This window comes from Butyrivibrio sp. AE3006 (assembly GCF_000424165.1).
In the GTDB taxonomy this organism is placed as follows: Bacteria; Bacillota; Clostridia; order Lachnospirales; family Lachnospiraceae; genus Butyrivibrio.
The window spans coordinates 161,715-174,094 of the sequence record NZ_AUJJ01000001.1 but is presented as its reverse complement, the minus strand read 5'-3'; the positions used below and the strand labels follow the sequence as shown (position 1 = coordinate 174,094).

Genomic DNA, 12,380 nt, shown 5'->3' with positions numbered 1-12,380 from the left:
ACAGCCATTTCTCCTATTTCATGGCATTGCAAAACACAGTATTCAAATTGATAAACCATATCCCCCGAAAATGTATATCAATCCATTTGAAAAACAGTATGCTGAACGCAAACTGTGTGTCTGAAAGACAACGAATGTGATTAAAACATGTACCGCTAAAAATGTCAAGTTTAAACAGATCATACAAAAACACCCCCTGCTTTTTAAGCAGGAGGTGTCCCTCAAAAATCTTATCAGATATCCTTCTTCCAGAGGCCGTGAAGGTTGCAGAACTCATAAGCTGCAATAGCCTTCTCGCCGTCTGCCAGAACGAACTCAGCGCAGGGCTTATCTGAAGGAGTAAGAGATTTCTGCATAAAGCCCTTGTCTGTCTCGAGCCAAATGTACTGGATGTAATGGTTATCCATCATAGGATGCTCTACTTCGCCAACCTTAACGGTTATCTTGCTTCCATCCACCTCAACAACGGGAACGTGCTTCTCATGAGCGCCGTCTGATGTGCCGGGGATGAGCTCTGTCATGGGATCGCCGCAGCATACGGGTGTGCAGGCTGCCTCATTGATCTTGATTACGAAACTACCACATTTCTCACATTTGTAGAACTTCATAACGAAACCTCCTTTGTTCGTTTGGAATATTAATAATTCTCAGCCTTAAGCTGGAAATATGCCTGTGGATGGTTACATACCGGACAAACCTCCGGAGCAGCAGGACCGATCACGATATGTCCGCAGTTGCTGCACTGCCATACAGCATCGCCGTCACGTGAAAATACGATCTTATCCTCGATATTCTTAAGAAGCTTCTTATAGCGCTCCTCATGCTCCTTCTCGATTGCTGCTACGCTCTCAAAAAGCTCAGCTATCTCGTCAAATCCTTCTTCCTTTGCAGTCTTTGCGAATGAAGGATACATCTCTTTCCACTCATAGCCTTCACCATCAGCTGCAGTCTTGAGGTTCTCTATTGTACTTCCAATGCCTGTCAAAATCTTGTACCAGATCTCTGCATGCTCTTTTTCATTGGCTGCAGTCTCTGCAAAGATATTTGAAATCTGAACAAAACCGTCCTTCTTAGCTTTGGATGCAAAGAAAGTGTACTTATTTCTTGCCTCTGATTCACCAGCAAAAGCTGCCTGCAGATTCTTCTCTGTCTGCGTGCCCTTAAGGTCTTCTGCTCTGCATCTCCACTTGTTGTTTTCTGCCATTTCACTTCCTCCGTTTTCTAAAAATTTATCCTGCGACATTCCATCGACCATGCGAATATTTTTTGACAACTGACCGATAAAAATATCTCCTACAACAACTATTCTAGCACGCTAAAAGCCGCGTGTTTATTATATTTTTATTAAAATGGGCTCGTGAAATGTTAAAGGCAGAATGTACATTTAAAAATCGGAGTGCTCCGCCATGGCAGTGCACTCCGATCATGGAATTATTTGTGATTTTTAAGCTTATATGCTCTGTTTCTTGAATAGTTGAAGTTCCTTAAGTGCTGATCTTCTTTTTTATAAGTATCATCACCATCTAAGAGATAATATTCTGAAAGAAGTCTCTCATTATCCACATAGGCAGGAACGGCATCAGGAGAAATCTCATACATAAGATAATACTCAACAGTTCCCGAGTACTCCTTTGTATCAACCGCTTTATTCAGATAGTTCATATCATACTTTGCAATGTGATAATCAGGGTTAGCAAAAGCAAAGACAAGATACATCACAGTCACCGTCACCATGCAGGCATTGTAAATGGGGAACCTGTCCGCATACAGATAAAAGATAAGGTATGCAAGACACACCGCAAGCACTGCCAAAAACCAAAGTACAAACACTCTGAGGAAGGTGAGGTGGTACACCTCGATGTACATGAACATTCTGAAAGCACTTGATGCGATCATTATATAAGTACATGCACCGATGATGGTCAGAATCACCTTAAGCACGGTATTGTCTGAAAACAGTCTCTTACAGGTCATCACGATAGCAAAGTTCATAATGCTAACGGCAAGGAGCTGATAAAAGCCTTCGTGGGCGTATTCAGCGTAGGTATAGTTTTCAGGGAGAGTCATATTTCCCATGAAAAGATAAACGATCTGGATCACGCTAAAGAGCAGGTAAACCGCACTAAGAAGTGATGTGAAGGTAATAGCTACAACCGGGTTAATTCCAATATTTCTCGCTTCATGGGTTCCTGTTTTGCCCTTGGACAAGCTCCTAAATACCGTATAGAAAAGCCATAGTGACCACACAAGCATAATGGTAATTCCAAAGTAGTCCTCGAAGTTGTCCGGAAGCTCAATAAGGTCCACTATGTGCTCAAGCATACTTGAGAAAACCAGATCCGCTGATGCAAGGAGAGCTACTACCACAAAGAGTAGCGGAACCGCTATGCAAAGTCCGGCGATAATGGCAGCGAGATTTTTGTTTTTAGGCTTATCTCCATCCTTGCGCTTACTAAGCCAGCTGTGAGTATCATAGAAAGGATCGGCTATACATGATATGGGTCTCATCAGGGTTGCCATAATTCCGATAGCCCAGGAAAAGATATCCCATCCCTTTGTATCAGCATAAAGATGCAGCACAAAGCTGAATATAAGCACAGTTATTGCAAAGCCGTCAATCCACAAAAGTGTGCTGTTTGCTGTCATGAATTTTGATATAGATAAAAGCATTAACGATATTACGTAAAATAGTCCAAGACGCTTATCACCGTTTTTGTCAGCAATAAGAGAAAATCCATCCCGTTTTCTCGCTATACCCATGAGTATCAAAGTAATGAGCATGCTGATTGGATAAGTCACAGCATCTGTATTTCTGTAAAGACAGTAGGTGTGAACAATTGCGTAAATCACAGCCGGCAGCGCATACTTTTTAAAAGAAACATCATCACCCTTCTCTTCTTCGATCAGAACCACCGGTGCAGGATTTATAGCGGGCTCAGAGCCGGAGAAAACAGGAGTAGAACCGTTAATCAGCACCTTTCCATAGGTTCCGTCCGCCAATACCTCCTGCTGTGTATTAACTTCTTCTTTTAATAAAATTTCATCCTGATTCATGTTGTTTTCCATACTTAGAAACCTCCATTTAGAACTACCGCAATATCTCTTAAAGCAGGGTCTCATCCGGTAGTCTTCTCTTTTCAGTAATTCTTTTAATTCTCATCATCCGGGACATATTCAAGGATGTCTCCGGGCTGGCAGTCCAGAGCCTTGCATATCGCTTCAAGAGTCTGAAAACGGACCGCCTTTGCTTTGTTATTTTTCAATATGGACAGATTGGCCAGGGTGATATCTACCTTGCCTGCAAGCTCAGTAAGACCCACCTTTCGCTTTGCCATCATCACATCCAGGTTAACTACTATTGCCATAATTTCCTTCCCGCTTTTCAGCACTATTTCATTAAATTGTCAGGTCATTCTCCTCTTTGTAGCTCACCGCCCTGTCAAAGACTTTGGAGAGCACTTTACTTAAGATTCCGGCAAAACAAAAAACTGCTGCCGTAATAACCGCTCCGGGAGTGAAATAGACAAAACATCTGATAACCTTAACAAGAGTAATGACAAATGCGAATGTCCCCATTCTGCGAAGGCTGTCCACATTGGCCTGAACAAAGCAGTCATCCTCTATAACTGTTTTCATCATTTTCCGAAGCTCGCGGAGAATGAGAAGTGCAAAGGCACCTGCCAGCATTATTGAAATCACTGCAAAAACATAATGATCCCTGATCCTGGCATATTCTGTGGTCTCACCAAGTGCCAGAACTGTCATATCCACAGCTTTTCCCAGTGTGAGGGGTACGGTCACCTCGATGATCAGTCCTATGTAAAAAAATACATCAAGGCAAATCTTGAAAACTCTGTTTAGCTTTTCGCTCATGTTTCCGCTCCTTAACCGCTTTTACAAGCTTTTTAAAATCGATTTTGTAATTTCGTTATATCACGGGCATTTTTGCAAGTCAATAATTTTTTATTGAATATCGATAAATATTTTCTGACAAGAAATAAAAAGAATAGCGTTCAAAACTTTACGCAAAACTTTACGCTCAAAACTTTTCTCTTGCGAAGTCCTTGCAATCGAAAAAAGGAGCTGCCCTCTACGGACAGCTCCCTGAAACCATGCTATTTACTATTTTTTACTTAAACCTTAAATACATTGATCAGATTCTCAATCTCATCTGAAGAATCAGAAACGGCTGTAGCACTGGTGTCTACGCCCTTGGAGTTCTCAGCCACAAGCTCTGCACTGGATGTAAGATGTGTTGCTGTTGCACTTACTTCCTGAGTACTTGCTGACTGCTCCTCCGAGATAGCTGCCATAGAGGTTGCGATCTCATCAACGCTTCCTACCTTGGCTATCATCTCTCCTACGATATCGCTGGTCTCATCAAGACTCTTGAAGATTTCTTCAAATGTAGTTCCGGCAGTATTAACAGCGTCCATATTGTTGTTGATTTCTTCCATGTTATTCTTGGACTTATTGGAAAGCTCCTCAATCTGAACTGTGATTTCCTTGATGATAGTGGAAATCTGCTGAGTGGAATCAGCACTGTTCTGGGCAAGCTGTCCGATTTCCTGAGCAACAACCGCAAAGCCTTTTCCTGCTTCACCGGCTCTTGCAGCCTCGATTGAAGCATTCAGTGACAACAGGTTAGTCTGGCTGGAAATCGAATTGATCATATCAACAATGGAGTTAATCTTCTGTGCAGATTCTCCAACAACTGATACTACATCGTTCATATCTTCCATGGACTTTGCAATGGCGGTCATGCCGCTTTGAACAACTTCCATATCACGCTGTCCATCTTTTGCCTTTGTGACGAGCGAATCCATGGTATCTCTTGTCTGCTGGCTCTTGTCGGTAAGATTTGAAACCTCCTGAGCAAGGGTTGTTGCCTGGTTTGCCAGCTCTGTTACTGCATCTGCCATATCGTCCATAGCACCCTGGATCTGTTGCATTGCCTTCGACTGCTCATCTGCCTGAATGTTCAGATCACTGGATGCGTTCTTGGAATTAGTCGCTTCTCCGGCCAACTTCTGTGTAACATCCTTCATCTTTATAAGAGTGTCACGCATCTGAGCAACATAGTCAGACATATTGTTGTTCATCAGACCGATTTCGTTTTCTTTATTTCCTGAGCCCTTCTGAATCTCAACAGTGAAGTCACCACTGGATATTCTGTTGATGTTATCAGTAAGCTTCTTTACAGGCTTTGCGATCATTGAGTTAATTGCCTGGAACATAATGACTGCCATAACAAGTACCATTACGCATGCAAGAACTGCGCTGATCATAATGAATTTATAAAGAGGTGCAAGAACATCACCCACCTTTACAAAGGATGCCAGATAAAAATTCGTACCGATAACAGGATCAATGGAAACGTAGTAATCTATTCCATCAGTTCCATGTAATGTGAAAATATCATCCCTTCCACCGGATGTGGTTATAGCTGATATCTGCTGAATAAAATCATCATCAGGGTACTCGGAAACATCTTTTCCTATCTGATCTGCAGCAGGTGATGCCACCATTACTGTTCCATCGAACATCATGGTTGAACCTTTGCCAAGAGGCTTATATGCACTTGCTGTTTCAGAGATTCCTGAAAGAACTATATCGGTTGAAAGTACTGCGGTTCTTCCATCAAGAAGATTTATCTGTCTTGAGCCGCAAACAACCATTTTTCCCGTTGTCATATCAACAGAAGGTGCGCCGATTACTATTGACGACTTACCAAGAGCATTTTTATACCATTGTCTTGTTGTTGGATCATAATCAGCATCAGGAACCCATCCGCCACCATCATAGAAGCTTTCTGTTCCAACAGCCAAATAAACATCTATAACAACATCAGGATAAGCAGCCATTCCGGGTTCAAGAGCTCTAAAGTAGGCAGCATCATCTGCGTAAACACTCTTCTCTAAAACATCACCCAAACTGTTATAGTATGATACCATTCCGGACATTTCGCCCGCTATCTCAGCGGCATTTGCCTTTGCTTCCATTGCAAGTCCGTTTGTGGCTTCTTCCACAATAACGTTTTTTGCGTTAATTCCGATGAAAACAGTTACAATCGCGATAGCCACAATTATCATCGGAATGATAACGACAAGAAGCTGCGCACTAATGTGCCTTGAATTGGGTCTACTAATATTCTTATCTGCCATAGATATCTACCTCCATAATGATACTTATAGATAAATTATACTTTTTTCTCTGAAATGTTAAATTACGATAAAATGAATACTTTATTATATTTTTCTAAACGGAAATTCAAAAATACATTAAGCAATATAGGCCACAATGTTCTATGTTGCATTTGAATTTCAATGTTATAATGAAAAGATACAAAAGACAGAAAAATCAGTTTCACATAAAGGTAAGCATTCTATGGAAAAAGAAATTTTCGAAGCCGAACAGGCTCATTTAACCCAAACCTACAACAAGCTCCTTGCCATGAAGGAGGACCTTGAAAGCAGGATCACTGCCCTGAATGAGCAGGCAACAGATGATAAAAATGATATCCGCGACAACATCAGATTCGACTATGCTGACATTGAGACCACCATGGAAACTCTGGCAGAAATAGAGGTCTGGAATCGTTATATCGATACATATAACGTTGAAAGCAATTCTCTTGATAATCGTCTTGAAACAGTAAATAAGCTGCTTGAATCTCCCTATTTCGCAGAGATCAGACTAAAATATGAAGAGGATGAAGAGCCTGAGAACTACTACATCGGACGCGCTGCTGTATCAGAAAACGGCTACGAGCAGATGGTCATTGACTGGCGCTCTCCCATCGCTGAAGTTTACTACAATCAGGAAATCGGCCACACCAGCTACATGGTAGAGGACAGAGAAATCCCTGTAGACCTTCAAATGCGCAGACAGTTTGATATTACAAGGGACAAGCTGAACGCATACTTCGATACTCAGATAGCAATTGAAGATCCCATGCTGCTTCAGTCACTGTCACAGACTCACTCTGACAAGATGCAGGCTATCACTGCGACAATTCAGAAGGAGCAGAATACCGTCATCCGCTATCCTGACGTTCCTGTGCTTTTAGTAAACGGTATTGCAGGCAGTGGCAAGACTTCAGTTCTTTTGCAGCGTATCGCTTATCTTTTTTATCAAAAGAGGGATACTCTTCGTCCTGACCATGTATGTCTCATGACTCTCAATCCTGTTTTCAGGGATTATATCGACAATGTCCTTCCTGACCTTGGAGAGACCAATCCCCTTACCCTTACCTGGCAGGAATTTCTTGAGATGGTGGATGTTCCTTTTTCCGGCGAAGAATATGATTACTCTGAGGCAGACAGTCTCAAAAAGATTCATGACACTATACAGACTCTGTCTCCGGAGCCCGAGGACTTCCTTGATATCAGACAAAAGGACAAGATCGTTATGTCCAAAAACGAAGTCTTTTCCGTAATAAAGAAATTCAAACAGTTCCCCATGGGAGTGCGCCTTATTCAGACAGCCTCCGATGAGCTTGAACACAGAGCAAAGATTGCCCTGCATAACCTGGATGATAACTCCTACAACGAATCCGGAAGCAGCGCAAAATCTGACTCTGCTGAGGATAACCGCATAGAGAATGATTTTGGCGGCGCTCTTAGCTGCATAAGGCACTGCGGCTTTATAAATGTCATGCATGTGGCACAGCGAATTCTTGGCACTACCAATATCACCGCTGCCGAATGGCTCTATACCAAGATGGAACTTACCGGGGAATGCGACAGAAACATGCGCTACGTCATGATCGATGAAGTCCAGGATTACACCATGGCTCAGATGATGGTGTTCAAAAAATATTTCCCAAATGCCAGATTTATGCTCCTTGGAGACGAGTTTCAGGCAATCCGTGAAGGCACTATAACCTTTGCTGAAATAGAGGAAATGACAAGGGCTGAGAAAAAGAACTTCGTGACTTTGCCTCTTATGACAAGCTACCGAAGCTCGCCTGAGATCACAGATATGTTTGCATCAATACTTCCCGATGAAAAGAAAATGATGGTTTCTTCCGTTAAGCGTCCCGGCGAAGAAGTTTTTGTAAAGGCCTGTTCAACGGATAAGGAATACTATAAGGAACTTTCAAAACTCATCGCAGAATATGAGAAAAAAGACGGACTTACAGCTGTCATCTGCAGAAATCACTTTGCGATTGATAAGATTGCAGAAGCCCTTGGTGACAAGGCTCCCATTACTATTGAAGAGGAAGACTCTCTTCCAAAGAGCGGTGCCTTTTTAATAGAATTAAAGCTGGTTAAGGGACTTGAATTTGATAACGTCATTTTGGCAGATGCAGACTCAGAATCATACCCTGACACCGAGCTTGGTAAGCATTGTCTCTACACTGCAATTTCCCGCGCCACAAGAAGCCTTTCGATTTTGGCAAATGGCAACCTTGCAGCCAAAATAGATAGTTAATCCCGAAGGTGTGAGCCAGGCAATCAGCCTTCGTAATGATATAACAACACAACATTTTTACTTAGTAAGGCAGGAGGATTTTACATTGAAAAAAGAAGATTTACAAAAGTTACTTAACGACATGTCACTTGAAGAAAAGATCATGCAGCTGGTTCAGCTCCCCGGTCAGGCTTTCGAGGATGACGCTGCAATTACAGGTATTGCCGAAGCAGAAGTCTCAGCAAAGGTAAAACAGCTGGCAGGAAGCACCCTTGGACTTCACGGCGCTGATAAGCTTAGAAAAATCCAGGAGGAATATGTGAAAAACCATCCCCACCACATTCCTCTTCTTTTCATGCTGGATGTAATCCATGGTCACGACACGGTTTTCCCCTGTCCTCTTGGTCAGGGTGCAACCTTTAATCCCGAGACCTCCAAAAAGGGTGCTCAGATTCAGGCAAAGGAAGCCGCTGCCGACGGTATTCACGTAACCTTCTCTCCCATGGCTGACCTTGTAAGGGATGCCCGCTGGGGCCGCGTTGTCGAGTCAACAGGCGAAGATCCGTATCTTAACGGAGTGATGACTGCCGCAATGGTAGAGGGTTATCAGGGCGATAACATCGCAGACCATGACCACGTGGCTGCCTGCGTAAAGCACTTTGCAGCTTACGGCGGATCAGAAGCAGGAAGAGATTACAACAATGTAGAATTATCAGAATACGCCCTTAAGGATCAGTATCTTAGAGCTTATAAAAAGACCGTTGATGCCGGAGTCAAAATGGCAATGACCTCTTTTAATACTCTTAATGGAATTCCTTCTTCAGGAAACAAGTGGCTTATGCGCGATGTCCTCAGAAAGGAAATGGGTTTTGATGGTGTTCTCATCTCTGACTGGGGTGCAATCGGTGAGATGGTTCCATGGGGTCTTGCGGCTGACCTCAAAGAAGCTGCTCACCTTGCAATCGAAGCAGGTGTTGACATCGATATGTGCACAGAGAGCTATGGTTTTAACCTTGCTACTCTTATCGAGGAAGGCAAAATCGATGAGAAGCTTGTGGATGAAGCAGTGCTTCGCGTACTTAATCTCAAGAACGAGCTTGGCCTCTTCGAAGATCCTTACCACGGAGCATCCGCAGAAAAATATGAAAAGCTCACATTCTCAGAAGAAAGCCGCGAAGTAGCAAGAGCTGCTGTTCGCGAATCACTTGTTCTTCTTGAGAATAAGGAAAATGCTCTTCCCCTTAACTCAAAAAAGATTTCTCTTATAGGTCCCTATGTGGATGAGAAAAATCTTCAGAGTTCATGGGCTATCACCTGCAATGCAGATACAAACGTAACACTTAGACAGGCCTTCACAGAAGCCTTTGAAGGAACTGATACCGAGCTTAGATTTGCTAATGGCTGCACTCTTCTTGATGAGGATGCTGACCTTGGATTTTTCCATTCTCACCTGGATAATTTTGAAGCAGACAATGAGAAGCTCCTTGCAGAAGCTCTTGAAGCAGCAGATTTTGCTGATATTGTCATCATGTGTCTTGGCGAAAGTGCTTTCCAGACAGGAGAATCAACCAGTAAGGCTGAGATAAAGCTTCCTGAGATTCAGCTTGAGCTCTTTAAGAAAATTAAGGCTACAGGCAAAAAGATCATCACTCTTATCTTCAACGGAAGACCTCTTGATCTTGGCAATTTACCGGAAGAATCCGATGCACTTATGATCTGCTTCAGACCGGGAACAGAAGGCGGACACGGAATCGCAGACGTACTTACAGGAAAGTTTTCACCTCAGGGTAAGCTTCCTATGAGCTTCCCTTACTGCGTAGGTCAGGAGCCTCTTTACTACAACAACTTTAACACAGGAAGACCCAAGCCCACAGACCGTTACTCTGCTTTCACAACAAGATATCTTGACTGCCCCAACGAAGCCAGATATCCCTTCGGATATGGTCTTACATACTCCGATTTTGAGATTTCAGAAGTGACACTTGATAAAGCTGAAATGAAGAAAGCAGAAGGAATCTCCTCTGCTTCAGCCACGCCATCACTTTATGCAGATGGCGACAAGATTGTTGCTACAGCTACAGTGACCAACAAGGGCAAAGTTGAAGCCACTCAGACAGTTCAGCTCTATATAAGAGATCTTGTAGGCAGCAGAGTCCGCCCTGTAAAGGAGCTTAAAGGCTTTAAGAAGGTAACTCTTGCTCCCGGCGAAAGTACCGAGGTAAGCTTTGTTATCACTGAAGATATGCTGGCATTCTTTACTCTGCGTAATGTATTTGAGACTGAAGCCGGAAAATTCAAGGTATTTTTGGGATTTGATTCTGCCACAGAAAACGCAGCAGAATTTGAACTGAAATAAATTGATTTATTCGAGGTTTTTGCTTTGAAGTTGAATAAACTGATTTGATCGAGCGGTTTACTTTAGAACTAAGTTAAATCGTTTTATCAGATGGTTTTCTTTGAAGTTGAATCTAGCGATACTGCTGTAAACATGGCGGTATCAGCGTTTTCAAAAAAACACCATGCGAAAAATGCACCCAAAACATGGTGTTTCCATCGTTATCGAAATACACCATGCCATATAGACCTGTATGGCATGGTGTTTTTTGAATTATACGGATACGCCATGCGAATTTAGCCAGAAATGCATGGTGTTTTCTGATTCTTGAAAATACGCCATGCAATCGGCTTCAGCTTTATTTTTCACTGTCTTCCTCAACAAGAACAAACCTGTCATCAGGCTGTTTGCATCTGGGGCAATAATCTATATCTCTGATGCTCTTGCCCTCTTTTTCCTCATCAAAAATGTAACCGCACGCCATACATTTGTAAACTGCCATAAGTACCCCCTCTACCTAAAAACGATTACTGAGACAACTATATTATATGCATTCTTGAATCAGAGATTCAAGAATGCCGCAAATAGGCCATTAAAAGTCGACTTCGTCGAAGGGCCTATTTGCCTTTCGTATCATGATCTCACGAAATCCGCAGCTAGTGCGGATTTCTGTAATTTCATCTAAGAAATCATACTATTTAAATGCCCTTTTAATCCTCTCATATTCCTCATCAGTAATGCTCATAACAGTCCCGTGCTTGAAGCCATAGGGAAATGAGAATTCCGAATCGCTTCTTACGAATCTTCCGGTAGAAATGTCCTCTGCTACAAAAGGAACATAGCCCTGCTTATCCTTATCGCAGCCGTAATAGTCAAGCATTACACACCATCTGCCATCGCTGAGCTTGAAGCAGGTAGGGGCTTCGAACTGGCCCAGCTCCTCCTTCTCTATCTCTTCATCAAAAGCAGGCATTCTCTCGTATTCTCCGATCAGTGAAGTGCTTCTGTGCAGCATGATATGGTTTGGTTCAAAATCACTTTTTATAAATCTATAGTAGTAGCCATCTGCATACACGATGTTTGAATCGATGATTCCCGTATCCTTCTTGGAGCAAAGGATCTGCGGCTCTGAAAAGGTTTTAAAATCTTTAGTTTTGGAATAGTAGATAGCTGTAAAATCAGGGTCATTGACGTTATTAAAGCTGCTCCAATGAACCATGTAATCGCCATTTTCTTCATCGGCTATTATTTCTGGTGCCCACACGCAGCCAAAGCTGTCGTCTACAAGCTTTATCAGTTCCTGCTCTGACCAGTGAACAAGGTCCTCGGATTCCCACTTTGATAAATAGGGACTTCCGTTGTGGTTTACTTCCTTCCAGTCGGAGTGATATCTGGTTGCAAAATTATTGGCAAGGCTAAGATCAGTTGCAAGGATGATAAAGCCGCCTTCCTTTTTCCTGAAAATAACATGATCTCTAACGCCGCATTCGCCGAGGGTACTGGTTAAAATCGGCTTGCCACCATTTACTTCTTCCCAGTTAAAGCCATCCTTTGAAAGTCCAAAATAAACCTGCTCGCCATCAGGAGTGGTCTTTTCTCTAAAATGTACAAATAAATAAGCTCCCATATT

10 protein-coding genes are annotated in these 12,380 nt (G+C 42.6%); 2 read left to right on the top strand and 8 right to left on the bottom strand.

The annotated features are described in order from the left end of the window. Positions 1 to 233 precede the first annotated feature (233 nt). The 6 genes from G603_RS0100695 to G603_RS21155 all read right to left on the bottom strand — a co-directional run bounded on the left by G603_RS0100695 (position 234) and on the right by G603_RS21155 (position 6,164). Positions 234 to 608, bottom strand: a complete 375-nt coding sequence (locus G603_RS0100695; RefSeq protein ID WP_026525558.1) for a desulfoferrodoxin family protein — start codon at positions 606 to 608, stop codon at positions 234 to 236. Between the two features lie 29 nt (positions 609 to 637). Then, positions 638 to 1,204, bottom strand: a complete 567-nt coding sequence (gene rbr / locus G603_RS0100690) for a rubrerythrin (RefSeq protein ID WP_026495011.1) — start codon at positions 1,202 to 1,204, stop codon at positions 638 to 640. 227 nt (positions 1,205 to 1,431) lie between these two features. Then, positions 1,432 to 3,066, bottom strand: coding sequence for a DUF4153 domain-containing protein (locus tag G603_RS0100685; protein WP_026668995.1), 1,635 nt, complete (start codon positions 3,064 to 3,066; stop codon positions 1,432 to 1,434). Positions 3,067 to 3,149: 83 nt separating this feature from the next. Further along, complete coding sequence (locus tag G603_RS0100680; protein ID WP_026525560.1) at positions 3,150 to 3,365, bottom strand: helix-turn-helix domain-containing protein; 216 nt, start codon at positions 3,363 to 3,365, stop codon at positions 3,150 to 3,152. 31 nt (positions 3,366 to 3,396) lie between these two features. After that, positions 3,397 to 3,873, bottom strand: a complete 477-nt coding sequence (locus tag G603_RS0100675; RefSeq protein ID WP_026668994.1) for a DUF2975 domain-containing protein — start codon at positions 3,871 to 3,873, stop codon at positions 3,397 to 3,399. A gap of 260 nt (positions 3,874 to 4,133) precedes the next feature. Continuing rightward, positions 4,134 to 6,164, bottom strand: coding sequence for a methyl-accepting chemotaxis protein (locus G603_RS21155; RefSeq protein WP_026668993.1), 2,031 nt, complete (start codon positions 6,162 to 6,164; stop codon positions 4,134 to 4,136). A 223-nt stretch (positions 6,165 to 6,387) separates the two neighbouring features. Between G603_RS21155 and G603_RS18705 the strand changes: the two genes are divergently transcribed. Both G603_RS18705 and bglX read left to right on the top strand, forming a co-directional pair. After that, the gene (locus G603_RS18705) at positions 6,388 to 8,436 is read left to right on the top strand and encodes a HelD family protein (RefSeq protein WP_035791587.1); all 2,049 of its coding nucleotides are present in this window, start codon (positions 6,388 to 6,390) and stop codon (positions 8,434 to 8,436) included. A gap of 85 nt (positions 8,437 to 8,521) precedes the next feature. Then, complete coding sequence (gene bglX, locus G603_RS0100660) at positions 8,522 to 10,771, top strand: beta-glucosidase BglX (protein WP_026668992.1); 2,250 nt, start codon at positions 8,522 to 8,524, stop codon at positions 10,769 to 10,771. A gap of 337 nt (positions 10,772 to 11,108) precedes the next feature. Here bglX and G603_RS22180 read toward each other — a convergent pair whose 3' ends face one another. Then, positions 11,109 to 11,252: a hypothetical protein gene (locus G603_RS22180; protein WP_155831052.1), complete on the bottom strand. Its 144-nt coding sequence runs from the start codon at positions 11,250 to 11,252 to the stop codon at positions 11,109 to 11,111. 192 nt (positions 11,253 to 11,444) lie between these two features. Then, positions 11,445 to 12,377, bottom strand: coding sequence for a glycoside hydrolase family 43 protein (locus G603_RS0100650; protein WP_026668991.1), 933 nt, complete (start codon positions 12,375 to 12,377; stop codon positions 11,445 to 11,447). Positions 12,378 to 12,380 lie beyond the last annotated feature (3 nt).

Excerpts from the sequence above, each read along its gene's own strand:
- G603_RS0100695 (WP_026525558.1), bottom strand. The coding sequence starts at position 608 with ATGAAGTTCTACAAATGTGAGAAATGTGGTAGTTTCGTAATCAAGATC.
- rbr (WP_026495011.1), bottom strand. The coding sequence starts at position 1,204 with ATGGCAGAAAACAACAAGTGGAGATGCAGAGCAGAAGACCTTAAGGGC.
- G603_RS0100685 (WP_026668995.1), bottom strand. The coding sequence starts at position 3,066 with ATGGAAAACAACATGAATCAGGATGAAATTTTATTAAAAGAAGAAGTT.
- G603_RS0100680 (WP_026525560.1), bottom strand. The coding sequence starts at position 3,365 with ATGGCAATAGTAGTTAACCTGGATGTGATGATGGCAAAGCGAAAGGTG.
- G603_RS0100675 (WP_026668994.1), bottom strand. The coding sequence starts at position 3,873 with ATGAGCGAAAAGCTAAACAGAGTTTTCAAGATTTGCCTTGATGTATTT.
- G603_RS21155 (WP_026668993.1), bottom strand. The coding sequence starts at position 6,164 with ATGGCAGATAAGAATATTAGTAGACCCAATTCAAGGCACATTAGTGCG.
- G603_RS18705 (WP_035791587.1), top strand. The coding sequence starts at position 6,388 with ATGGAAAAAGAAATTTTCGAAGCCGAACAGGCTCATTTAACCCAAACC.
- G603_RS22180 (WP_155831052.1), bottom strand. The coding sequence starts at position 11,252 with ATGGCAGTTTACAAATGTATGGCGTGCGGTTACATTTTTGATGAGGAA.
- G603_RS0100650 (WP_026668991.1), bottom strand. The coding sequence starts at position 12,377 with ATGGGAGCTTATTTATTTGTACATTTTAGAGAAAAGACCACTCCTGAT.